The organism is Bacillus sp. AF62 (genome assembly GCF_050312695.1).
Taxonomy (GTDB): domain Bacteria; phylum Bacillota; class Bacilli; order Bacillales; family Bacillaceae_G; genus Bacillus_A; species Bacillus_A cereus.
The window spans coordinates 1-25,597 of the sequence record NZ_JBNPJZ010000065.1; the positions used below are offsets into that span (position 1 = coordinate 1).

The following is a 25,597-nucleotide window of genomic DNA, read 5'->3' on the forward strand; positions in this document are numbered from 1 at the left end:
CACTTGAAAATAGCAGACAGAGTTGCTTATTGGCAGGTGTAGCGATTTTATTAAAAAGATTTTAAACAGGTTCTAAGAGGCCATACCCCCAGAAGGGTAACGATAGACATTTTCCATTTTGGAGGTGGAACTGGCGTTTTCGGAGTAACAAACCAATAAGCCAAACTGCTTTCAGTTTTGTAAGTTGGATTATTGGCTTGAAATTGCTCGGCCGTTTTTAACAAATCCCGGCGAACATCTGATTCTTGCCAAGCACGTAGATGCTCATACGTATCAAAGCGAAAAATAACAGTATACTCTCTGGATTCGTTACTTGGGACTATTAGATTTACACCTAAATGTCCTGGGAATTTAGTAGCCGCAGCCTCAATTTCATGTCTCCATGTTTCAAACTGTTTTTCTCTACCTTCTTGAATTTCCCATGTAACAATCGTTGTTACTGGATTGCCAGCATCCATCGTGTTCCCTGTATAAGTCTCTTCGACAGCTACTCCTTCTTGTTTCATATTTTCCTGCTTGGAAGCGCGCCATGCACCATAGTATATGCGTATTCTACACCTTGACCATAAGCACCAGTGTGTTCCTTTACAATCTCCATTACAGCATCATAAGTGTCTTTGTGTGCCCAGTCACGTTGGTATTCAAGTAAAACTTGAATTGCTGTCACTGGAATTGCACCAGCTTGTTCTACACGACGCATAGCAGCGTTATGTGCTGTCAAACTAGTACCACCTGAAGCATCATCAACTGCATACACCTCATAGCCAGCTTTAATTGCTTCAAGCACAGGGAATGCAAGGCAAACTTCAGTCCAAAGTGCTGCAAATATTAATTTCTTTCTACCGGTTGCTTTAACTGCCTCAACAAATTTCGGATCTTCCCAAGAATTCATTGAACTACGTTCTATAATTTCATGGTTTGGGAATATATCAAGAATTTGTGGCCAAAAATAACCAGAAAAGCTGCGTGTTTCAACTGTAGTAAGAATAGTAGGTACGTTAAAAGTTTTTGCTGATTTAGCAAGCAGCATAACGTTATTAATCAATGTTTGTCTATCAATACTTGCAACTCCAAAAGTCATTTGAGGTTGAAAATCAATTAAATTAATGCACTGTTCTCCGGATTTAACAATTCTAAATTACTCATAATAAACAGCTCCTTTTGTAATTGTTTAAAATTAATATTATTGAAAAAATATGTTTTCTGTTAATTAAACCTGTAATCGTAAAAATAAAATATTTGCTATACCTTTTAATTTAAAAGAGAGTGCTGATTTAATCAGCACTAAATGTATACTATCTAGTTTTTTGAAAGAAAAGCTATTATGCATTTTGTTTACTAAGATCTCGCTGCGCGCCCATATAGCTTCCAATTATATTTTGATAGCCTGGAAGATTGCTAGCAAGCAAATTGCCAAAACCTTCGACATCGTTGCGCCAATCGCGTTGTAATTCGCAAGCTACGCTAAACCAGTTCATAAGTTGCACACCACTATGTGCCATACGAGTATTTGCAGCATCTGCAACTTGTTTACTGAAAGTTCCTGAAGCATCAGTAACAGCAAATACTTCATATCCAGCTTTTATAGCGGAAAGTGCAGGGAAAGCAACACAAACGTCCGTAACTACGCCCGCGATGATAAGTTGCTTTTTTCCAGTTTCTTCGATTGCTTTTACGAAATCATCATTATCCCATGCGTTAATTTGTCCAGGTCGAGCTATTTTTGGTGCATGAGGAAAGAGATCAACCAATTCTTGCATTAAAGGTCCGTTAGGTCCGTTTTCAAAACTTGTTGTTAAAATAACTGGTAAATCAAAAAACTTAGCAGTATGAGCAAGAGCTAAAACATTGTTCTTGAATTCATCAACACCATAGTCACGTACTAGACCGGACATAAGACCAGTTTGATGATCTACTAAAAGAACGACAGCATCATCTTTGTTAATACGAGAATAGAGATCAGTCATTATGTATTCCTCCTAAAAATTAAGTAATCGAAGAAAGTTTAAATAGTCGAATACTATCATAAGTTTCTTCGTTTATAACTAAGCTGACCAATAATATTGGTCATAGCAGCATTCACAGAACATGAAGTGCTATACAAATTTATAGTATTTGAAAACTGATTCATTAATCAATTCTAAATTATCTATAATTTGTATAGGTCGTAACTATAGTTGTTTTCACTATAAAATAGATTGGTTTTACCTATACATCCTATAGATAGAACAATATTGATAGTCACCTATTTTTGTTATTACAATTGAATATAAGTAATGTTCAGTAATTATTTTATGATGAAAAAGGTATTAGAGGGGGGATTGTTCCAAAAGGAGAAAATGAATGCATTGGAACAATAGAGTTTCATACTTAGAGTTCACAACATAAACGTGCATAAATAGATTGTGAGATTCATCCGGATTATTGAAGAAAAGGATACATATTAGAATACTTTTTGGAGGTAGAAGCATGGCTAAAATTACTGTGGGAACCGAAAATCAAGCACCAATTGAGATATATTATGAGGATCATGGCACAGGAAAACCAGTTGTACTAATTCATGGTTGGCCGTTAAGTGGTCGATCTTGGGAATACCAAGTTCCAGCTCTTGTTGAGGCTGGATACAGAGTTATAACGTATGATCGTCGAGGGTTTGGAAAATCATCTCAGCCGTGGGAAGGGTATGAATATGATACCTTTACTTCTGATTTACATCAACTATTAGAACATTTAGAGCTTCAAAATGTCACACTTGTTGGTTTTTCTATGGGTGGAGGCGAGGTAGCCCGGTACATTAGTACGTATGGAACAGATCGTATTGAAAAGGCTGTTTTTGCTGGAGCAGTTCCTCCATATTTATACAAATCAGAGGAACATCCTGAAGGGGCATTAGATGATGCTACAATTGAAGCATTCAAAAGCGGTGTGATAAATGACCGCCTTGCATTTCTTGATGAATTTACTAAGGGATTTTTCGCGGCTGGTAATCGAACAGATTTAGTTAGTGAACCATTCCGTTTATATAATTGGGATATTGCAGCCGGTGCATCACCTAAAGGAACGCTTGATTGTATTACCGCCTTTAGTAAGACAGATTTTAGAAAAGATTTGGAGAAGTTTAATATACCTACTCTTATTATTCACGGTGACTCTGATGCAACTGTACCTTTTGAATTAAGTGGAAAACGTACATATGATGCCATTCCTGGTAGTAAACTCGCTTTAATACAGGGCGGTCCTCATGGGTTAAACGCAACTCATGCTAAAGAATTTAATGAAGCACTCCTATTATTTTTAAAGGACTGATTACAACTATATAATTGTTAATTGATAAATTATAAACAAGTAAAAAATAAAGCTTTATAAAAGATGCTCTTGGATAAATCCAGGAGCATCTTTTTAAATGGTAATATTGAGATGTTAGGTTGATAAATCTCCATTAATTTTGGATTGAATATTCTTCTTAACAGCTAAAATGTATTGATTAGAGTTTTTTAGATTTCTTAGAAGTATTGTTATATTACTATCAAGATAATATTTTGAATAATCCTCAAAACAAAGAAATGTACATTTTTTTGAGGAAGAAATATCTTGTCAGAAAACAATAAAATCTTATTAATTTTTATAATTGGTAGAATTTTTATGGAAATAATTCTCTTAATATATTAAAATAACATCGTATTATGTCAGATTTTAATTAGGGGAGAGAAATTTTATGTTGAAAAAAATCATTCCAGTTGCTTTAGCATTAAGTACAGTTACTTTTACTAGTGTATTTGCTATGCCTTCAGCCCAAGCAAGTACAGAATCAAACCGCTACATAGATGTACAAATGCTCGGTATTAACGATTTTCATGGGCAACTAGACACGGTAAAAAAAATTAACAATAAAGATGCAGGGGGAATTGAGTACTTAGGGGCTTATTTACGTGATCGTGAAAAACAAAATCCGAATATATTAAAGGTACATGCTGGAGATGTTGTTGGAGCAAGTACTCCTGTTTCAGCATTATTACAAGACGAACCTACAATTGAATTTCTAAATGATTTGAAATTCGATGTTGGAACGATAGGAAATCATGAATTTGATGAAGGTGTTGAGGAAATGCATCGCCTTATTTATGGTGGATACCATGAGAAAACAGGTAATTTTAAAGGAGCAAAATTTCCATATGTTGCTGCAAATTTCTATAATAAATCCACCGGGCGTCTATTTTTACCACCATTCACTATAAAAAAGGTACAAGGAGTTCCAGTTGGCTTTATTGGAGTCGTAACAACGGATGTTCCTAACCTTGTTATGCCTACTATGCTAAAGAATGTAGAAATTACAGATGAAGTTGAAGCTATTAACAAATCCGTAAAGCAATTAAAAAAACTAGGCGTTAAATCTATCGTTGTTCTTGCACATAACGGAGGTACAACAGATGGGAACGGCGTAACAAATGGTGATATCGTCCGATTAGCAAATGAGACTGATCCAGAAGTCGATGTTATTTTTGGTGGCCATAGCCACACTTATGTAAATGGAACTGTTAATAATAAACTTGTCGTACAAGCAAATTCTTATGGTATGGCTTTTGCTGATGTTGATGTAAAGATTGATCGTAAGACACAAGATATTGTTGAGAAAAAAGCAGAAATTGTTACAACTTACCATGAAGGCATGGAGCCTGATAAAAAAATAAAGAAGAAGATGGAGAAATATCAAGCAAAAATCGCACCTCTTGTTAATGAAGTTGTAGGTAAGTCTATTGCTCCACTAGATCGCAAACTCAATACGGCTGGTGAATCTACTCTGGGAAATTTGGTTGCTGATGCCCAGCGTGCAACAATGCAATCCCAAATTGCACTTATGAATCCTGGTGGTATTCGTAATGACTTAGATGCTGGTGATATTACATGGGGAGAGATATATGGTATTCAACCATTCGGAAATCAATTAATAAAAGTAAATTTAACAGGTCAAGACATTCGTGATATTTTAAATCAACAATGGCAAAAAGATATAACAAGAATGCTTCAAATTTCAGGGATCCAATACACTTGGGATGCGAACAAGCCTAATGGAGAAAAAGTAACAAATATTCGCTTAACAAATGGAGAAGAAATTACTCCATCTAAAACTTACAGCGTCGTTGCTAACGCATTTCTAGCTTCAGGTGGAGATGGATTTGTATCCTTTAAAAACGGTAAAGATGCTGAAACAGGACCAACTGATTTTGAAGCATTAGTAGATTATATAAAAAAATCAAAAGAACCAATTCAGTCTGTTATTGATGGAAGAATTCAAAAAATAAATTAGTGTTTTATTAATCTCAAAAACAACTAGATTATCTGTGCGCTATACTTTTTAGTGTACAGGTAATCTATTTTTTTGATTTGAAATAGTCTAACTGTGGCCAATGGGTATACTGTCTAGATGCAGAGTGCCGAAAAAAATGAAGTGAACAAAAAATAACCCCTAAATTAACTCTATGATAAAGAGACTACAAACAATCAAAATTTGGAACTTCATATTAACCATATATTAACTACGTTAATAATACATACTGAAATTGAATACTTTAGATAACATCATTTATAACGAATATCTATACATTATAATATTATGCGATGAGGAGTTTACACTACAATGGATTGAAGCTTATGTAGTTTTATATTCGCATAAGTGAATTAAGAATTTCTTAAGAACCTATTAAGAAATAAGTGAGTTTTAGGAACTAGAATAAATGTATCTGAACAGTAATAAGAAAATGAATGTTTTAAATGGAAGTTGGCAGAGTATGTCAAAAAGCTATAAGTAAATATTTCAGGAGGTTTTTTATGAAAAAGAAAATAATTATTGCAATTGTTGCTTCTGCTATAACAATGACTCATTTTGTAGGAAATACTTATGCAGATTCGAAAACAGAGGTTTCTGTTACAGCTCCCTACAATACAAATCAAATAGCAAAATGGTTAGAAGCACATGCAAAGCCTTTAAAAACAACTAATCCAACTGCATCTTTTAATGATTTGAAACCACTTAAGGATATGGTAGGTTCAGCTTCAATTGTAGGTTTAGGTGAAGCTACGCATGGAGCTCATGAAGTTTTTACGATGAAACACCGTATTGTTAAGTATTTAGTATCTGAAAAGGGCTTTACCAATCTAGTTTTAGAAGAAGGGTGGGATAGGGCCTTGGAACTTGATCGATATGTTCTTACTGGTAAGGGAAACCCAAGCCAACATCTATCACCTACATTTAAGACGAAAGAAATGCTAGCTTTACTTGATTGGATTCGGCAATATAATGCTAATCCAAAACATAAATCTAAAGTACGTATCATCGGGATGGACATTCAATCAGTAAACGAGAATGTTTATAATAATATAATAGAATATATTAAAGCGAACAATTCAAAACTGTTGCCTAGAGTAGAAGAGAAGATAAAAGGTCTTATTCCTGTAACAAAGGATATGAATACTTTTGAAAGCCTTACGAAAGAAGAAAAAGAAAAGTATGTTTTAGATGCTAAACAAATTAGTGCTTTATTAGAGGAAAATAAAAGCTATTTAAATGGAAAGTCTAAAGAGTTTGCATGGATAAAGCAAAATGCTCGTATTATTGAACAGTTTACTACAATGTTAGCGACACCTCCTGATAAACCATCGGATTTTTATTTGAAACATGATATTGCAATGTATGAAAATGCGAAGTGGACTGAAGAACATTTAGGAAAAACGATTGTATGGGGACATAATGGACACGTTTCGAAAACAAATATGCTTCCTTTTATATATCCTAAAGTAGCTGGGCAGCATTTAGCAGAATATTACGGAAAACGGTACGTATCTATTGGAACGTCAGTTTATGAAGGACAATACAATGTCAAGAATAGCGATGGTGAATTTGGCCCCTATGGAACATTAAAATCGGATGATTCAAACAGTTATAACTACATTTTTGGACAGGTCAAAAAAGATCAATTTTTTATTGATTTACGTAAGGCGAACGGCGTGACAAAAACTTGGTTAAACGAACAACATCCAATTTTCGCTGGAATAACTACCGAAGGGCCTGATATACCAAAAACTATTGATATATCATTAGGTAAAGCGTTTGATATACTCGTTCAAATTCAAAAAGTGAGTCCATCTCAACTACATTAATAAATTTAGAATCATGTGCCTTAATGACAACTTGAGAAGTGTTTCATATAATACTATGAAATTTGTTTTATATAGTAAGAAGAATAATCGTATTAGAAAAAATCAGCAATTTAACCTGTTAAGAGTAAAATGAATCTTCAATATGTAAAGCGCAAAAAACACTGAAGCGAAAAGCATCGGTGTTTTTTGCGCTTTCGGGCACAGATGCTACTTCAACCCTAGTGTATAAGTGATTTTGAATGTAAGGAATTTGTAAGGAAAAGGTAAGAAAAAAGAGATTTTCATTGTGTAGGATAAAAATATAAGGAGGCGTGAAGGGGGGAACAAGTACGGCCTACATATAAAACAAACAATCAGTAACAAGAGTGTTTTGTGAAAATAATGAGTACAATGATTGCAAATGCATTGTTGCCTTTTCATCATTTGGAGAATGGATAGCTGTGTGGTTCGTATATGACACTTCTATCAACTATCTATACAATTTTAATAGAAGAGAGGAATTTTTTATGAAAACATGCAGTAAAATTACATGTGCAAGTCTAGCACTTTTAATAGGTGGAAGTTCCCTGTTATACATAACACCAACATCAGTTGTAAAAGCAGAACCTACGCAAAATGTATCTAGTTCGTTACAAACAAGTACGCAAAGCGATCGTACTTCCGTTAAGAAAGCAATACGAGATGAACTGCAACTTGGATACCCGGGAATACTCGCTCAAATTTCTAAGGGTGGTAAAACTTGGAGTTATACCGCTGGGATAGCGGATCTGAGAACTAAGAAACCAATGAAAGCAGATTTTCGTTTTCGCATTGGCAGTGTGACGAAAACGTTCATTGCAACAGTTCTACTTCAATTATCTGGAGAGAACCGTTTGAATCTAGACGACTCCATTGAAAAATGGTTACCTGGCGTTATTCAAGGAAACGGATATGATGGTAACCAGATTACGATCCGGCAAATATTGAATCATACAAGTGGTATTGCTGACTATATAAATTCAAAAGACTTTGATATTACGGATACAAAAAAATCGTATACGGCTGAAGAATTTGTAAAGATGGGGATTTCACTTCCCCCAGACTTTGCCCCAGGAAAGGGTTGGTCTTATTCAAACACAGGATACGTATTACTGGGGATCCTTATTGAAAAAGTAACTGGCAACAGTTATGCCGAAGAGGTTGAAAATCGGATTATTGAACCGCTTGATTTGTCAAATACATTTCTACCTGGCAATTCAAGCGTGATTCCAGGCACCAAGCATGCCCGTGGCTATTTGCAACTAGACGGAGCGAGTGAGCTAAAAGACGTTACTTATATTAACCCAGGTAGCTCGGATGGAGATATGATTTCTACTGCTGACGACTTAAACAAATTTTTCTCTTACTTACTAGGTGGCAAATTACTGAAGGAACAGCAATTAAAACAAATGCTTACTACAGTTCCTACAAATAGAGAGGGAACCGGATATGGTCTTGGAATCCTTGAAATTAAGCTTCCGAACGGTGTCTCGGTATGGGGACACAGAGGGGCCGTTCCAGGGTTTTCCACTTTTGTTGGTGGAACACTTGGAGGTAAACATACACTCGCTATCAATTCGAACAGTTTTAACATTAATAATCCAGAGTCTTTTAAAAACGTTTTAATTGCTGAATTTAGCAAGTAGGCAAAAAGGAAAAACAGAAAAATTTTGTCATTTGTAATTTCAATCGGAATGGATTACCGCTTGAAATGAGTATAGAAGGCGTTAAGTATCTAGGAATAATCAAACCAATCATGAGAGATGGCTAAGTAAAAGGATTGGTTTATATATTGTATTCTCTCCAGCCGAGTAAAGAAGTAACAGATATAATGAGTGATTATTATGTATATATTATTGTAGTCGTGTTTGTATCGTCACTGATTATAAATTTGTATAAGGTGCGAAGTCTAATTTAAGACTTCGCACCTTTGCTGTTTAACAGCTTTTATTACTAAGCTATTAATAATAGCAAAAAGGAGAATGTAACTAGTTATGCAGATGAATCTTGGCACAGGCGCTATGTAGGAGATTTTGCTGAAAATAAATTTAGAAGAATATATGAATTAGAGACATGAAAGCTGAAGTGAATTTTAGTAGTTTTTATGTTCATCAGTTACTTGAAATTCTAGCTGTTTTATATACAGAGTTTTTCCAGCCGTGATTGATAGTGTATATATATATTCATGTTACTGAGTATGCATTGAGTGAGATTTTTTAGAACTAAATACAGTGTCATCTCCTAATGGTGAAAACAGTATTTGAATATTGTAGGGCTCTTAAATGTTTTTAGATTTTTAAAGCCCGGTCATTTTAACCAAAATTTTCATAGAAATACCTTTAAAAAGAACGTTAGTTCGGATATAATAAGAACAAATGTTCTTTTGTTAGGAGTGATAACCTTGTATGATTATTCTCTTTTACCGAATCGGATTATTCTTTGTGTAGACCTTCGTAGCTTTTATGCAAGCGTATCATGTATTAAAAAAGGACTTGATCCAAGATATACAAAATTGGCTGTCGTAGGGGATGTGAATCAGAGCGGATCAATTGTATTAGCAGCAACACCGCCATTAAAAGCGTTAGGAATAAAGAAGATGGCTCGTTTGTACGAAATACCGAAGCGACCAGATATTATTATTGTGAATCCAATTATGCATACGTATATGAAGTGTTCAACTTTCATAACGGGTTTGGCTTTGCAATATGTCGCACCGGAAGATTTTCATCAATATAGTATCGATGAATTTTTTATGGATATGACTGCAAGTATTCATTTGTTTGCCAGTAATCCGCGCGAATTCGCATTAAAGTTTAAGCGAGAAATATATGAACATACAAGGATTGAAAGTACGATTGGTATTGGGCCTAATTTATTATTAAGTAAAGTAGCGATGGATGTGGAAGCGAAAAAGAATAGGGATGGAATAGCACAGTGGACGTATGACGATATACCCGAGAAGTTATGGAGTATTAGACCGCTCAGTAAATTTTGGGGTATATCGTATAAAACAGAAATGAAATTGAATCGAAAAGGTATACATACCATTGGAGAATTAGCTCAGTATCCTTTGAAATATTTAAAGCAATCATTCGGTGTAATAGGAGAAGAATTACATCTACATAGTAACGGAATTGATTTTAGTAGAATAGCAGAAAAATACGTTCCAGCGACAACATCTATAGCGAAAAGCCAAATATTATTGCGTGATTATTCGGTAGAAGAGTTCATAGTTATTTTATTAGAGCATATAGAAGAGGTTTGCTATAGGTTGAGACGAGAAAAGAAATGCGCACAAACAATTCATTTTTCAGTTGGATATAGCAAGGAATACGGTGGAGGAATAAAAAAGGCACATACGTTAAATAGAGCAACAAACTTAACGATGGATATTTATAATGTTTGTACATATTTTTTATATGAACGCCATACAGGAGAGCCGATTCGATCAGTAAGTGTTTCATTAACAAACCTTATTAATGAGGGGGAAGAGCAAATTTCGCTTTTCGATAACATTATACAAAGAGAAAAAGAAATACGATTAACGAAAGTTATGGATGAAATTCGAACACGATTTGGTAAGAACAGTATTTTACGAGGTATTTCTTACACAAGCGTCGCAACAGCAAGATATAGAAACACATTATTAGGAGGGCACAAATCGTGAAGAATGCTAATATGCCAAAAGGAAGAGGTATGGTATTAACAATAGTATAATATATGAGTAGAGATAACGTATACAACGATAGGTAGTTCTCTTTTTTTGTCTCTTTGTAGAAGCTATAATAATAGTAAAAAGAGATAGTATTTATAGTATAGATAGATTGAACAGTTGGAGGTGGAAAAATGTTTAAAGTACAAAGTATTATTACATCGTTTGGGGAAGAACGATGGATGGTTTTACATAACAATGGTGAACCAGTTATCCCAGTCATGAAATTTATAAAACATAAGGATTCTTTAGGAAAAGCACCTAATACGCTTAAAACGTACTGTTATCATTTGAAAATATTCTGGTGTTTTCTAAACGAAAAGAATAAAGATTACAGAGAAGTGAATCTAAGTTTATTAACAGAATTTATTCATTGGTTAAGAAAACCAACAGATGATATAAATACTATCTATTTAAATGACACAAAGAAGTTAGCGTACGCTAAAAGAACTGAATCTTCCGTTAACTTGATTACTAATTGTGTTATCGAATTCTTGGACTATCAATGGCGTAGTGGTCAAATCTTGTTTAATGTAAAATCCAAAGTTACAAAAGAAGTCCATAATACAAGGCGTAAGTATCGCAAGTTTTTAGATCATATAACACATACCCCAACAACAAACATTAATATCTTAAAACTTAGGGAACCTAAAAGAAAAATAAAAACAATTGCTATTAAGCAGGCAGAATTAATTCATATAGCATGTAGCAATATAAGAGACGAGTTAATAATTCGTATTCTATATGAAGGAGGATTAAGAGCTTCGGAGTTATTAAGTTTATGGATAGAGGACTTTAATATCAATGATGGTAGTATCACTGTTAGAAAATCCAAAACACAAGCTGGGGAAAAAAGGAAAGTGTATGTATCAAATGAAACAATGAATTTATTCCAAGATTATATTATCGATTATCATACTAATGATGTAGATTCTAACCATGTGTTTATTAATTTAAAAGGGAAAAATAAAGGGCAACCAATGCAATATTGGGCTTTGCAAGCTGTTATACGAATACTGTCTAAGAAAACGAAAATAGACTTTACCGCTCATACACTTAGACATACATGTGCAACACAACTTTATGATTTAGGTATGGACGCTGGTATCATTCAAAAATTATTAGGACATGCCCAGGTACAAACTACTTTAAACATGTATATTCATCCATCCGAAGAAACTATAAGAAAGCACTGGGATGAAGCCCAGCAGCATAGGAGAATGAGAAAATGAGTATAGTATCTGTTAATTTCAATAAAATACAGCGTAAAACTACGAGTGAGCTTAAAGGTTATTGGGCTCTAGATAAATGGACTGTCGAAGCGTTTCCTATACCAGATAGAAGGGGGAAACTTAAAGACAATATAAAATCTGTTGATTTCAGTAAAATTAGTAACAAATTTATTAAACTGGAGATAAAGTACTACTCTTTTTATTCTTTAACCAATGAAATTTGGCAGTTATCCAGCTTTATCTACGTGCATTTTAGTAAAATGTACTTTTTTTCAGAATTTTTAATCGGAAAATTCCCTCAAGTCACGTCGATAATTGATATTCCTTACACTACATTATTAGCTGAGTACAAGTTATATCTAGCTGAAAATAATAAGCCGTTAAAACAATCCCATCATCGCGGAGGAGAATTTATTTCACCTTATCTTAGAGTGTGTAAAAGTTTATACGATTTTTTTTCTAATTATTATGACGAACGACCTGAACATCAAAAAGATAAATGGAATGTAAAAAAGTTAGGGATCCCATATAATATGTCTCGAAGAGACATATTTCTTAATTTCACCAGTATAAAATTCCCCTTTCGGGAATTAGTTAAAAAATATGTATATCAAATATTACTTGTCCATCAACAAATCACCTTTGCGACAGCCCAAAATATTTTAAAGAAAATGTATTTGTTTTTTGATTTCATTGTAGAAACTCATCCAAAGTGGATAGATTTACAGAATCTTCAAAGGCAGGACATTGAAGATTTTTTATTCTATGTTAGAAATCGTAAGATGGGAGGAAAGAGTTATACGAAAAATCGTGTTCCTAGTAATCGTCATGTATTAGAGTGCCTTTCAAATGTAAGAAGAATAATTGAATATATGCAAAGTTTTGAATGGAAGGAAGCTCCTAAAACTCCTCTTAACAGGCTAATATTTTCGGAAGATTTCCCACGAAGAGAAAAGAAAAACTATCATCAGCATGTTAAACATGTACCAGATTTCATATGGGAGCAAGTATTGGAAAATCTACACAATTTAGATTCTGAAATTGCACGATTAATAGTCATTATGGAAGCAACAGGATTTAGGATTTCAGATGTGTGTCAGTTACAATTAAATTGTCTAGTATATAAGCAAGATGGTTGGTGGTTGGTAGGAGATCAACGAAAGGTAAATGTAAAAGAACATATAGTTCCTATTTCAGAGGAAATTGTGGAAATTGTTGAAATACAGAAAGAGTATATTAATAATCATAAAAAAAAGCATAATAACCAAAATCAATTTTTGTTCCCTGTTCTTACTGGGAAAAATAAGGGGATGGCTTTTTCACAAAAATCGGTTACTTATGCAATAAATCAACTAGCGGAAAAATATAAAATCTTGGATAAAAATGGAGAAATATTTCTATTTAAGAACCATGCTTTTCGACATAGATATGGGGTTAATCTAATTAACAATGGTATGAATATTCTTCATGTACAAAAGTTAATGGCACATACTAGTCCTGAAATGACATTAACTTATGCAAAAATTTCAGATAACACTCTTCGTAGAGAATGGGAAAAAGTTCAAAACTCAATACGTATTGACACAACTGGAGAATTAATACAAGCCAGTCTACCCGAGCAGGCAGAAGAAAACGGTTTGGAACTAGAATGGATTCGCCATAACATGGACTCTATTCGTTTAGATCATGGATTCTGTATAAAAAGTCCTAAGGTTAGCTGTGGATTTTTGGATTATTCATTAGAAACCCCTTGTATTAAAAATAATTGCAGGAGTTTTCATGTAGATACAACATTTTTAGATTACTATAATGTGCAGATATCAAAGATGGAAGAAGATATTATAAAGTATCAAACAAGCGGTCGTATTCGTTCTATTGAATTGGTTCAACCCAAACTTAATAAGTATAAGGAAATTAGAGATTCATTGAAAAATGAAATTGGAATTTTTGGTATGCCAAAACATAAACGTGAATATATAGGAGCGGAGCGGAAAATTAATGGGTAATAAACATCCAAATACAACGGGGTTATTGAATTACGCTTCTAAAAAAAAGAAGAAAACGCAATATCGAGTCAATAAAGTAATACAGTTAATGATTAAAGAAGGACAAAAAATTAATTTTAATTCAGTTTCAGAAAAAGCACGGGTTTCAAAAGCATATTTATACAGAGAACCCTTAATCAGAAAAACGATTGAAAACTTACGTCAACAGCAAGAAGGCATACATGATTTTAAGAAGATAAAAAGAAAGACATCGGATGCCTCCAAAGATGTAATCATAGAAACTTTAAAGAATAAGATTAACCTTTTAAAACATAAGAACAAGTTATTAGAAAGTGAAAATGAGCACTTAAAAACACAACTAAAAAAAGATTTGGGAAAAGTGTATGAAAATTTATAAATATGTGATACCCTTCTATCAGTTTTAAAATAACACACTTAATAGGGGTCACACGACATACCCATCAACCTAACATAAAATAAACTATCCCAAAAAAAAAATGAATAAGCTACACAAAATTCTTGTTTTGTTTTGGGGTAATTAATGGTTATAAACGAAAAACTGCGCTGTCCCAAGGAACATGAAAAATGACCCTTAGGACAAATCGGAAATTAAGGGAATTAAAAAAAGATGAAAAGGCGATTCTTTAAATAGAAAAGAGTCGCCTTTTCATCTGAAAATATTTCTTAAAGAAAAAACTTAACAAATCAAGGGCATTACATAAGCAATTTTCAATTGTTTTTTCGGTTTCAGTGCAAGAATGATTTCATAGAATTTCTAATCTAAACATTCAATGATTTTGAAAATACATCCTCCGCAATCTAAAAATGTTTAATGTTCGTAATTAACCTTATATTTTGATACCATTCGAGCCTTGCACCAGAGCCGAATATTGCAAATAGAGATACATGTTGAATAAATGTGTAACGTACCGAGTATAATACTAACATTTATTTATGACAAAATATGGTGGTAGATATGGCGAAGCAGATGGTTAATTTTTTTCAGATTGCTCTTGTCCTTATTGGTAGTACTGGAATTATTAATCACGTCATTATAATTCCGATGCTATTAGATCATTCTGGTCGAGATTCCTGGATCTCAATTATAATTTTGAGTTTAGTTTATATCATTTGGATTCCTTGTGTATTTATCGTTCATAAATATACAAGGGAAGAACATTTATTCTCGTGGTTAATGAGAAATTATGGCGGATTTATCACATATCCATTGCTTTCTATAATTGTTTTATATTTGATTATTCTAGGCACAGTCACATTAAAAGAAACACTAACATTCTTCTCTTTTTATTTACCAGAAACACCTAGAATATTATTGGGAGTACTTTTATCGATTATCTGTTTTTATAATATACAAAGAGGGGTTCAATCTATTGCACTCACAACAGGCATTTTATTACCGGTTGTATTTTTGCTTGGATTTTTTGTAATGATCGCAAACTTTCCACATAAAGATTATTCTTTACTTAAACCGATAATGGAGCATGGGATAGACCCAGTAATAAAAGGGATGATTTATCCAGCTGCAGGTTTTATCGAACTAATTTTCATTCTTTTTTTACAACATCATATGCGAACCAAAATTAAATTATCTCAATTGATTATAGTCGGAATCATTTTAGCTGGTATTACACTAGGTCCTACCATGGCAGCTATTGTAGAGTTTGGTCCATTTGTGGCTGCAAATCAGAGATATCCAGCCTTTGAAGAATGGCGACTTGTGTCAATTGGGAAGTATATTGAACATCTAGACTTTCTTTCTGTGTACCAGTGGCTTGTAGGGGTTTTTATTCGTATATCACTCGTTATTTTTCTCATTCCAGACGTGTTACAAGTTACAAAACGGAAAGCGAGTAATCAAATTAGGTTTGCATTGCTTATGTTTATGGTGATTATTTGTATACTACCCATCAGTGATGCCAGTTTTTATTGGTTTTTATCTTATGTTTTTTTACCAATTTCAGCAATAGGGTTATTCTTGTTTTCTATGCTTTTACTTGTATTTGTTTGGGTCTCTAAAAATAAGAAAAGAGCTTAGAATATTATATATTAAAGGGGATAATATAGATGAAAAGAACAGTGGAAGTAAATGAATCCATACTCCGTTTATGGTTTGAAGGCTGCAAAGATGTAAAAATAATGAACCGTAAATGGTGTGAAGGTTCAACTACAACAACGATTTTATTGGTGTATTGTCAACATGTAATTGATCATACAAAGTTAAAGCAAGCTATAGCTCCTGAAATGTGTAACGACCTTTTACAGAGCTCATTTAAAGATTCAAATCTTCTAGCATCTAACTCTCAGTTCCCAGTAACAACGTTAGAGTTAGAAAACTCAAACGAAAATGTTTCTCGGATGCTATTTGAAGGAAAGCTACTTATTATTTTTCAAGAATATAAACGAGGGTACACAATTGATATTGCGAAATTACCTACAAGATCTATTGAACAATCCAATACAGAAATGACAATTCGTGGAAGCCGGGATGGGTTTGTTGAAGAACTTAGTACAAATATAGGTTTAATTAGAAAAAGGCTCAAAACAAGCTCACTTAGCTACGATGAATTTATTATTGGAGAAAGGACGCAAACGAAGGTGGGACTTTTGTATCTAAAAGATGTAGCATCACAAGAAACAATTAGTCAAGTTCAATTAAAGCTAAAAGAAATTAATATTGATGGTGTGGTTTCAAGTGCCCAGATCGAAGAATTCATTACGGGGAATCAATTTAGTTTATTTCCTTTAATTGAATATACAGGTAGACCAGATTATGCAGTGAATTGTTTGTTGCATGGGCGCTTTATTCTATTAGTTGATAGTTCACCGACTGCAACGATTGCACCAGTTTCTTTCCCGTTTTTTGTAAATACTGCTGAAGATCAAAATTATTTTTACTTATTCGGTAGTTTTATACGATTATTAAGTCTTTTGGGAATAGGGATATCTATATTCCTTCCTGGATTTTGGGTAGCCTTAGTTACATATCACCCTGATCAAATTCCTTACACATTACTAGCTACATTAAGCTTATCAAGAGAAGGGATTCCTTTTCCGGCTCCATTAGAGGGACTGATTATGATTACCTTATTTGAACTGCTAAGACAAGCAGGCCTACGTATTCCTACTGCATTTGGACAAACTTTATCTGTGGTAGGTGGGTTAATTATCGGACAAGCAGCTATAAGTTCTGGATTTGTTTCACCATCGATGGTCGTCATGATAGCTATTTCCGTTGTTTCAACCTTTACTTTAGTCAATCAATCATTTACTGGGTCATTAAGTATTTTGCGGTATGGTGTTTTTTTAATGTCTTCTTTTTTAGGAATCATAGGTTTTATATTTTCCATACTTGTAATTGTAATACACGTAGCAAATTTACGTTCATTCGGTCTCCCATTTCTCGCGCCATATTCCCCTCCCGTGTTTAGTAGTATGTTACCGTCCACATTTCGGATCCCTTTCACCAAAATGAAGAAGCGACCAAAAGAACTTCATACGTATGATAATACAAAGCAAAGGACAAATAATGATGAAAATAAATAAAAAAGGGGGGCTATTCCTTCTCATGTTTCTTTTTTTACTCACAGGTTGTTGGGATAGACGAGAATTAGAGCATGTTTTATTTATAAATACCCTAGGAATTGACTTTAAAGACAATCATTATATTATTTATCCGCAGTTTATTAATTTTACCAATATGGCGAAAGAAGAAGGAACCGCAAGTCGTAATTACAGTCCCGTTTATATTGGAAAAGGGGAAGGGGAAATTTTATATGACACAGCTTTTGATTTTTATAAAAGTACACAACAGCAAGTTTCATGGGAACATATTAAAAGTATCGTTGTGACGGAAAGATTCCTCAAAAATGGTAATTTAAATCAACTTAATGATTTTCTCTCTCGTTTTTTTCAGTTTCGAAACACGATGTGGATATTTGGAACCACGGAACCATTAGAAAACATACTAGCAACGAATAATATATTTAATATTTCTTCTTTATATACTCTTATGAATTTACCACAAGAAACGATTAGACAATATGCAAGTGTGGATCCCTTGCGACTGTATACGTTTCGATCTAATTATTATGAACCCGGAATGACAACTCGAATTCCTTTTTTAGCTACAACTACAGAACATTGGAAAAAGGGGCATAAACCATTCCGGATGTTAGAATTTAATGGATATGGTTGTATAGCTGCTAAGTCCTATGTCAATCATTTAAATGATTCTGATATAGCAGGAGTTCGGTGGACTAACAAAAATACAAATCGAGCCCCTTTACTATTAAAATTTAAGAATCAAGCCATTGGAGAAATCACATTAAAAAATCCTAAAATAGATACGAAAGTTTCTATAGAAAAAGGAAAACCACATATTGTCATGAATATCCGGCTAGAAGGCGATATGTATCAAGTAATGAAGTCGATGCCTATACATAAGGTTAAAAAAATTGCTGAGAATCTAGTTGAAAAAGAAATTAGAATGACCTATCAAAAAGGGATGGAAAAGGGGATTGATGTTTATCAATTATCCCATCTAATGTATCGTGATCAGCTAACTTTATGGAAGAAATATCAAAAAAAAGGAATGATACCTCTTCAAAGCAATACATTAGATCTGAAAGTTTCAATAAATATATCCACCAATGGGAAATCGAAAATTACACATATAAAAAACACTGAAACTCAGGGGTAATCCGTTTGAATAGTAAACATGATTTTATTCCGTGTACCATTCATGTTAATGGGTGAAGAATTGATATGTACGAACATAATTATCGCATTACAAAAATAAGGATTGAGATTTGGTACAGCATCAATAATATGTAGCGTTCTGTTTGCTTTGTGGCATATTCCTACTTATGGTTTCGTACCACTGCAATTATTGATAACTATAGTCCCTGTTAGGCTATTACTGAATTATATATGGAAAAATTCAAAGAGCGTTTGGGTAAGTTGGATTTTCCACCTTGCTTTCGATATTATTGGATTTTTACCACTGCTTTTTAAATAAAAAAATCCCTTTACTTATAAGTAACAAACAATAACATAAGTAAAAAAAGAACCTTAGGGTTCTTTTTTACTTATTCTTATTCAGAACATGTAGGGATAGCACCACATCGCTATCAAGCTAATAAAATGAAGGTATGCATTTTCACTATTGGACTCATATTTTTGGAACCCTAAGTTTGCGGCAAAAAAAGAACCATAACCCCACCAACCTGGAAAAGTTATGGTCCATATCACAGTATTTTATTTTGTTAGTTTGATAGTGATGAGGTTATGCCCTGCACAGGTCTTAATTTTCTAGACATATTAAGACATAATAATTACTTGTCAAATAAAAAAATCTATTATAAGGAGGGGTCCCGTCAGGAAAATGCGGATTTACAACGTTAAGGAAATGGTAGCATAAAAAAACGATTTCCTTACAAATGTCGAAAACCGGTTTTTGGACTGACTTATGCAACAATCGCGCCCTATTGTGGAAGATTGCTTTTAACTAAAGGCCAATATTAATTGTAGATTTAACAATTAACCTTTTAATATATTCTTCATAATAGAGTTTTGAATTTTTTGGAAATCCTCCTTTGTTCTATCATGTTTAAATTATTTGCAAAAAATGCTAGTTCAAATTTATTCCCATCAATATCAGTAGAATAAACGGTGTCAGTTAATACAAAAACAGTTGAGCTACCTTTACGACCAAAATGTTTATATTGTGTATGATACGATTCTATTTAACATACTCATCAGTTTACAGTACATACGTGTTGTGGAGCTTAGGAGTTTATTTGATAATGCTTTTGTACATTTAATTTTAATAGCTTGGTTGCCTTTACTTTCTCTTCAATAGAAAACGGCTTTTCTAGTAAACGATTGTGCATTTGAAGGACATATTGGACAAATTCTTACATTTCCATATTTTCAATAACAGCAGCAATATTTTTAATAAATACTTGTTTTTCCTGGTGTAAATAGAGGAGAACATATGATGCACTTACAAGTGGATAGAATGCCTATAAACGATAATTTACGGCTTCAATCTTTAATTTCGTTAATAAAAAGTCTGTATTTGCATTGGAACTAAATGCAAATACAGACTTTTGCTACTTCATTTAATGTTATATCATTTGTTGAAATTGTTTTAAGCCAAGCTTCATGGGCGCCACCATCACAGTTAGCTAGATAATGTCGATCTAATTCCTCTTTAGTTACTTTTTCAAAAGGATTAATTTGATTATTTGCTACTTGGTAAGCACATTCAATTGCAATATTCGTTTTTACCGTACTAGCTAACGGCAATATTTGATCACAGGTGATGTCCTAAAGTACTTGCTTATTATATTTAGCATAAAGTGAAAATGAAGGATTTGTTTTATTTGTTTCTATAAAGTCTTTAACATTATTGTGTATCTAAAGTATTCATATCTTTATGAAACTTATAAAAAATCCCTCCCATTAGTATGACGAATCCTAACACAATACAACTGATTATATATATCATAATTTCCTCCTTAACTTTATTCTAATTTCTATTATGTATTTTTAATATAAGCGCTTATAAAAGATTGTAGCTCCCACTACCAACCTCACCTTAAAGTAGTTTGCAACTAATATACGATTGAATTTCTTATTTGTTTCAAAAGTTATCCAATAACTACTAACTAACTGTTTAACTGAAAAGACGCTTTCCTTTATTCAAGGAAAGCGTCCTATTGTTGAGTAACGAATGTCATTAGTTTTATGCGTTCACTCATTGCCCTTTTCAGAAAATCAGCTTAAAGATTAACTCTTGAAAGTATTAAAATCAATCCCATACTTTCAATTTATTTTGAATAAGTACGTAAAGGGAGAATCCTATACCAAAAGCAAAGTAAATACCAAAAATTGTTGTTATGATTTTAAATATACCTTCTAGCAATTTAAGACCTCCACGTATAACCAGCCTTTCTTCATATTTTCCTCTCCGTTTCTACTCACTTAGACCAGTTTTTTGAACGTAGGATTTTTCCCATCTTTTGCATCTTTTTTATGCATCCTGCAAAGTATTTGTCGTTATGAAAACGACAAGTATGAGTATAAGGTATGGAGCAACTCTAGAGTAAAGAGTTATTTTTTAAAATTTTGAGAGAGGTTTTGAAAAAATAAAACGCCTATCTAGCAAGATAGACGTAAAGTATGACAAACTTTAAAGAGGTTGATAACTCGCCTCACGTGTTTTTACCTTCACACTAATTTTTGTAATATAATCTTTTTCCTCTTTAGCTGCTATCGAGTGCAGTAAATATTCCTCATAAATATCACCATCTAACAACAACTGCTCCTGTTCTAAATAAGCAAGCAGCGTATGATAGGTCTGCGAGATTTCATCATAAGTTCCTTGATGATAAATAATCGCATAGTGTCCAGCTGGTTTTATTCTTGCTGACGGGTCATCTAGGCGACAAAATAGGTAGCTTACCTCTCCAGACTCTTTATTTAGAAAATCTTCTTTTGAATACACAATACCGTATGCGGCTGTACTTTTAACCCCAAGTTTTTTTAAAAATGGCGTAGATTGCTCGTAAAGTTCCTCCATTGATACCGACCAATCTATTTTCTCGTCGCTATACACAACAGGTTCGGCTGGTAATTGCTTCAGCAAAACTTTACCAAATAAAATCACCTCCATCTCTTTTGTCAGGGCAACCGTTCGTTCTAGGAAAAATTGAATGTCCTGCAATTTTTGGATTTCCTTTGCCACTTTTTCTTTCTGTTCCATCGCTAGTTGTTGCAAAATTTGGATGTTAGGCGCATCAAAATACGTTTTGAGTTCTTTAATTGGTAACTCAACGGCACGGAGCGATTGAATGCCTTCAAATTGGTTGAACTGATCAAATGTGTAGTAGCGATAGCCGTTTTCAAAGGTACCTGCAGGCTTAAATAAATCGATTTTATCATAATAAAGCAACGTATCTTTATTGATTTCAAGTAACTTGGCAAATTCCCCTGTGGAAAATGTTTTTTGGAATTTATTTTTCATTTCTTTTCACTTCTTTCTTTACTCTAGAGTTACTCCATACCTTACACTATTCCTTGTGAACTTAACAAGAAAACTTAAATGAGACAAGCAATCGTTATTGTGTTGAACGCACTAAGGTTGATGAAGGAGAGTGCCATGGGGTATATTGATCAATTAATTGAAAACTACGGGTACGCAGCTGTTTTTATTGTGCTTGCCCTCGGGTTATTTAGCCTGCCGATTCCCGATGAAGTGATGGTACTACTTGTCGGCTATTTTACGAAAATCGGGCTGTTACATTATAGTTTTTCTTTGCTAGCTGTTTTTAGTGGGTCATTTATAGGCATGCTTGTTAGTTATGAGATAGGAAAAAGAATCGGTCGTCCACTACTAACTTGGCTTGGTAAATGGTTGAGTTTCTCACTGAAATGGAGTAATAAGGCGGAAGGTTGGATTCAAAAATACGGAGCCCCGGCCATTATAGTCAGCTATTTTGTTCCTGGCATGCGACATGTTACGGGGTACTTTTGTGGAAGTTCGCATATGCCTCTAAAATCGTACATGCTATATGCTGGAGTGAGTGCTTTACTTTGGAGTCTACTATTTTTAACAGTCGGTCGAATATTTTAATCAGTTTAAAAGAAAGGGTTTTTTATAAATGACAAAACTAAATGAACAAATTACGTTAGCACCTGTACCGCAGGACGAGCTAGCAACATTTAAGGCAGAATTACAAGAGGCATTTATGAAAGGGTTACAAGATAGTTTTACAGATGCGGAAAATCCGACAGAAATGGGACCAATCCCGTCTGATGAAGATTTCGATCACTCACTTACTGCCAAAGAATCGGTCGTACGTCAACTTGTACTAAACGATGAAAGAATCGGTGGTGTCGTATTGAAAATTAATAACGAAACCCAGCGAAACGAAGTGGACTTCCTATATACAAGGGCAAATGCACATGGCAAAGGTCTTGGCACTAAAACGTGGGAAGCGATAGAAGCAGAGTTCCCAGAGACGGAGGTTTGGGAGCTGCACACACCATATTTTGAAAAGCGTAATATTCATTTTTACGTTAATAAATGCGGCTTTAAAATTGTCGAGTTTTATCACCAAGGCAACCTGGGGCCAAATGTTGAAGGCGAAGAGCCGGAATCGGATGAAGAGTATGAGTTTTTCCGTTTTGAAAAGGTCATGGCGAAAGTGAGCAGTGAATCATAATGAAAGGGAAAATCTCACAGCTTTGGATTTTGATGAATCGCAGTCAAATGGCGAATGGTCAATTAGTCCTTTTATTTTTTATAAGTATCGTAGAGGTGGCAGCTGGACTTGCTGTGCCACTACTAACAATGAAGCTTATTAATCAAATTTCAGATACTGGTTTTGCATTAACGTCACTCTTACCAGTCATTGTCGTTTTAATTGTACAGGCAATGCTTAGTGCCGTTACATTTTATATGATGCGTCGTTTAGGTGAAGGAGTTGTCGCGAATTTACGAACAGAAGTATGGGAGCATATGCTACATTTACGATTAACGTATTACGATGCACATGAATCTGGCGAAACGATGAGTCGAATTACGCAGGATACAAACGTCGTGAAGGAGTTTGTAACGGAAAAGCTCGTGTCGTTTGTATCGGGGCTTTTCGCGATACTCGGTGCAGTCGTTGTTTTACTGTGGATTGACTGGAAAATGACGCTACTGCTACTGATCGCCGTACCACTAACAATTTTTGTGACGTATCCGTTAGGGGAAAAAATGTACGCGATTTCGAAAGCCAATCAAGATGAGTTGGCAGGATTCGGCGGACGATTAGGGAGAATTTTAACAAACATTCGCCTCGTGAAAGCTTCGCAAACAGAGCAGCAGGAGCTAGCAGGCGGAAAAAAGCAAATTCAGCAGCTGTACAAGTACGGGTTAAAAGAAGCAAAAATTGTTGCGATTCTTTCACCACTTATGACGTTGCTCATGATGGTTGTTCTCATTGCGATTTTTGGGTACGGCGGTTCACAGGTGGCTTCAGGTGCCATTAGTTCTGGCGAGCTTGTGGCAATCATGATTTATTTAGTGCAAATTATTATGCCATTTACACAAATGGCGACATTCTTTACTGATTTACAAAAAACACTTGGCGCAACAGAGCGTATTGTCGAGGCCTTAGATGAGAAGCGTGAAGTACAAGACGGTGAACCGGTAACTGCTACGTCACAGCCGATTCATTTTGAAAATGTGTCGTTTAAGTACAACGAAAAGTACGTGTTAAACGGTATGACGTTTACGTTAAAGCCAAATGAAACAACGGCCTTTGTCAGCCGAAGTGGTGGCGGGAAAACGACGATGTTCTCCCTTATTGAACGATTTTATGACGTGACATCAGGTGCGATACTGTATGGTAAAGAAAACATTGAGCAATTTAACTTAACAGAGTGGCGTGAGCTGTTTGGCTATGTAAGTCAAAATGCACCGTTATTAAATGGAACGATTCGTGAAAACGTCATGTACGGGACGAATGGAGTAAGCGAACAAGAGGTACTTGCCGCATTAAAAGCAGCCTATGCCTATGATTTTGTCATGCAGCTGGACAAACGCCTCGATACAGAGGTTGGTGAAGGAGGTATTAAGCTTTCGGGTGGTCAAAAACAGCGTATTGCGATTGCTCGTGCGATTTTACGAAATCCGAGAATCTTATTACTTGATGAGGCGACATCGAACTTAGATAACGAATCAGAGCGTGAAGTGCAGCTTGCTCTTCAAGCGTTAACGAAAAACCGGATGACGATCATCATCGCCCATCGATTATCCACGATTACAAGTGCAGACCAAATCCTTGTCTTTGAAGAAGGACGCTTGTCAGGTCAAGGCACACATGAAGCATTACAAAAAATACATCCGTATTATCAACAGCTTTGGCATAATGGTCGTTTAACTGAAGATTAGACTAAGAGATGCAAAAATGTTTCTAGTAAGTTACTTTCGTGTACTCTTTGAAAGTAAAGACGTTAAAATAACTAATGAAATGGAAGTGGGACAGAACAAAATCCTACTTCCTAAATCTTAATAATTTTACATATTCAATTAGCCTTTAAATAACAACAAAACGAACTATATTTGTTTTAATGGACTGGCAAGAGCTATTTTCTTCGGAAAACAAGGAGAGCTTAGGGAACGAACCATACAGAATCAATTGCAAAGGGCCAGTGCTTTAAACATAATGATCAATGCCATCAGTATTTGGAATACCTTACATCTAACAAAAGTAGTTGAATATCAAAAACGGTCAGATAGTTTTAATGAAGAATTATTGCACCATATGTCACCTCTAGGTTGGGAACATATTAACTTACTTGGAGAATACCATTTTAATTCAGAAAAGAAGGTCTCGTTAGATTCTTTAAGACCATTGAAACTTTCTTAACGTTGTTAAAAATGGGGGAATCGGCTT

The 25,597-nt window shown here is 34.3% G+C and carries 17 protein-coding genes and 4 pseudogenes; 16 read left to right on the forward strand and 5 right to left on the reverse strand.

Translation table 11 applies throughout. The features are described from left to right. Positions 1-74: 74 nt before the first annotated feature. The 3 genes and pseudogenes from ACQRBL_RS14715 to ycaC all read right to left on the reverse strand — a co-directional run. Positions 75-506: pseudogene (locus tag ACQRBL_RS14715) on the reverse strand (antibiotic biosynthesis monooxygenase); the annotation flags it as partial. Then, positions 503-1,146: pseudogene (locus ACQRBL_RS14720) on the reverse strand (hydrolase). The pseudogenes ACQRBL_RS14720 and ACQRBL_RS14715, both read right to left, overlap by 4 nt. Before the next feature lie 176 nt (positions 1,147-1,322). Then, entirely contained in the window at positions 1,323-1,967 is a 645-nt protein-coding gene (ycaC, locus tag ACQRBL_RS14725) for an isochorismate family cysteine hydrolase YcaC (protein WP_000131213.1), read from the reverse strand. 502 nt (positions 1,968-2,469) lie between these two features. Here ycaC and ACQRBL_RS14730 point away from each other — a divergent pair. The 12 genes and pseudogenes from ACQRBL_RS14730 to ACQRBL_RS14785 all read left to right on the forward strand — a co-directional run. Beyond that, complete coding sequence (locus ACQRBL_RS14730) at positions 2,470-3,306, forward strand: bromoperoxidase (RefSeq protein WP_023522382.1); 837 nt, start codon at positions 2,470-2,472, stop codon at positions 3,304-3,306. A gap of 409 nt (positions 3,307-3,715) precedes the next feature. Next, positions 3,716-5,305, forward strand: coding sequence for a bifunctional metallophosphatase/5'-nucleotidase (locus ACQRBL_RS14735; RefSeq protein ID WP_411995963.1), 1,590 nt, complete (start codon positions 3,716-3,718; stop codon positions 5,303-5,305). 521 nt (positions 5,306-5,826) lie between these two features. Next, on the forward strand, positions 5,827-7,155 hold the full coding sequence (locus ACQRBL_RS14740; protein ID WP_023522378.1) for an erythromycin esterase family protein: 1,329 nt from the start codon (positions 5,827-5,829) through the stop codon (positions 7,153-7,155). A gap of 506 nt (positions 7,156-7,661) precedes the next feature. Continuing rightward, on the forward strand, positions 7,662-8,819 hold the full coding sequence (locus ACQRBL_RS14745; protein WP_023522377.1) for a serine hydrolase domain-containing protein: 1,158 nt from the start codon (positions 7,662-7,664) through the stop codon (positions 8,817-8,819). Between the two features lie 755 nt (positions 8,820-9,574). Further along, positions 9,575-10,840, forward strand: coding sequence for a Y-family DNA polymerase (locus ACQRBL_RS14750; RefSeq protein WP_097920286.1), 1,266 nt, complete (start codon positions 9,575-9,577; stop codon positions 10,838-10,840). A gap of 179 nt (positions 10,841-11,019) precedes the next feature. Further along, positions 11,020-12,117 (forward strand): tyrosine-type recombinase/integrase, encoded by a 1,098-nt coding sequence (locus tag ACQRBL_RS14755; protein WP_340872550.1) that lies wholly within the window; start codon positions 11,020-11,022, stop codon positions 12,115-12,117. Next, positions 12,114-14,123 carry a tyrosine-type recombinase/integrase gene (locus ACQRBL_RS14760; protein WP_411995962.1) on the forward strand — a complete coding sequence of 670 codons (2,010 nt, stop codon included), beginning with the start codon at positions 12,114-12,116 and terminating at the stop codon, positions 14,121-14,123. Before ACQRBL_RS14755 ends, ACQRBL_RS14760 begins: the two co-directional genes overlap by 4 nt. Next, a complete protein-coding gene (locus ACQRBL_RS14765; protein ID WP_340872552.1) occupies positions 14,116-14,520 on the forward strand; it encodes a DUF6262 family protein in 405 nt (134 codons plus the stop codon). Before ACQRBL_RS14760 ends, ACQRBL_RS14765 begins: the two co-directional genes overlap by 8 nt. Positions 14,521-15,111: 591 nt before the next feature. After that, positions 15,112-16,179 carry a spore germination protein GerXB gene (gene gerXB, locus ACQRBL_RS14770; protein WP_151635402.1) on the forward strand — a complete coding sequence of 356 codons (1,068 nt, stop codon included), beginning with the start codon at positions 15,112-15,114 and terminating at the stop codon, positions 16,177-16,179. A 29-nt stretch (positions 16,180-16,208) separates the two neighbouring features. Beyond that, on the forward strand, positions 16,209-17,687 hold the full coding sequence (gene gerXA, locus ACQRBL_RS14775) for a spore germination protein GerXA (RefSeq protein ID WP_411995961.1): 1,479 nt from the start codon (positions 16,209-16,211) through the stop codon (positions 17,685-17,687). Further along, a complete protein-coding gene (locus ACQRBL_RS14780) occupies positions 17,674-18,843 on the forward strand; it encodes a Ger(x)C family spore germination protein (protein ID WP_411995960.1) in 1,170 nt (389 codons plus the stop codon). The genes gerXA and ACQRBL_RS14780 overlap by 14 nt, the downstream gene beginning before the upstream one ends. 12 nt (positions 18,844-18,855) lie before the next feature. After that, positions 18,856-19,161, forward strand: a pseudogene (locus tag ACQRBL_RS14785) (CPBP family intramembrane glutamic endopeptidase); the annotation flags it as partial. Between the two features lie 1,073 nt (positions 19,162-20,234). Here the strand turns inward: ACQRBL_RS14785 and ACQRBL_RS14790 are convergent. Both ACQRBL_RS14790 and ACQRBL_RS14795 read right to left on the reverse strand, forming a co-directional pair. Beyond that, positions 20,235-20,453, reverse strand: coding sequence for a hypothetical protein (locus tag ACQRBL_RS14790; protein WP_411995959.1), 219 nt, complete (start codon positions 20,451-20,453; stop codon positions 20,235-20,237). Positions 20,454-21,339: 886 nt separating this feature from the next. Next, positions 21,340-22,173, reverse strand: a complete 834-nt coding sequence (locus ACQRBL_RS14795) for a MerR family transcriptional regulator (protein ID WP_340872563.1) — start codon at positions 22,171-22,173, stop codon at positions 21,340-21,342. Between the two features lie 120 nt (positions 22,174-22,293). Between ACQRBL_RS14795 and ACQRBL_RS14800 the strand changes: the two genes are divergently transcribed. The 4 genes and pseudogenes from ACQRBL_RS14800 to ACQRBL_RS14815 all read left to right on the forward strand — a co-directional run. Then, positions 22,294-22,782 carry a DedA family protein gene (locus ACQRBL_RS14800; RefSeq protein WP_411995958.1) on the forward strand — a complete coding sequence of 163 codons (489 nt, stop codon included), beginning with the start codon at positions 22,294-22,296 and terminating at the stop codon, positions 22,780-22,782. A gap of 28 nt (positions 22,783-22,810) precedes the next feature. After that, the gene (locus tag ACQRBL_RS14805; RefSeq protein WP_411995957.1) at positions 22,811-23,374 is read left to right on the forward strand and encodes a GNAT family N-acetyltransferase; all 564 of its coding nucleotides are present in this window, start codon (positions 22,811-22,813) and stop codon (positions 23,372-23,374) included. Continuing rightward, positions 23,374-25,092, forward strand: a complete 1,719-nt coding sequence (locus ACQRBL_RS14810) for an ABC transporter ATP-binding protein (protein WP_411995956.1) — start codon at positions 23,374-23,376, stop codon at positions 25,090-25,092. Before ACQRBL_RS14805 ends, ACQRBL_RS14810 begins: the two co-directional genes overlap by 1 nt. Positions 25,093-25,270: 178 nt before the next feature. After that, a pseudogene (locus ACQRBL_RS14815) lies at positions 25,271-25,570 on the forward strand (Tn3 family transposase); the annotation flags it as partial. Between the last annotated feature and the right edge of the window lie 27 nt (positions 25,571-25,597).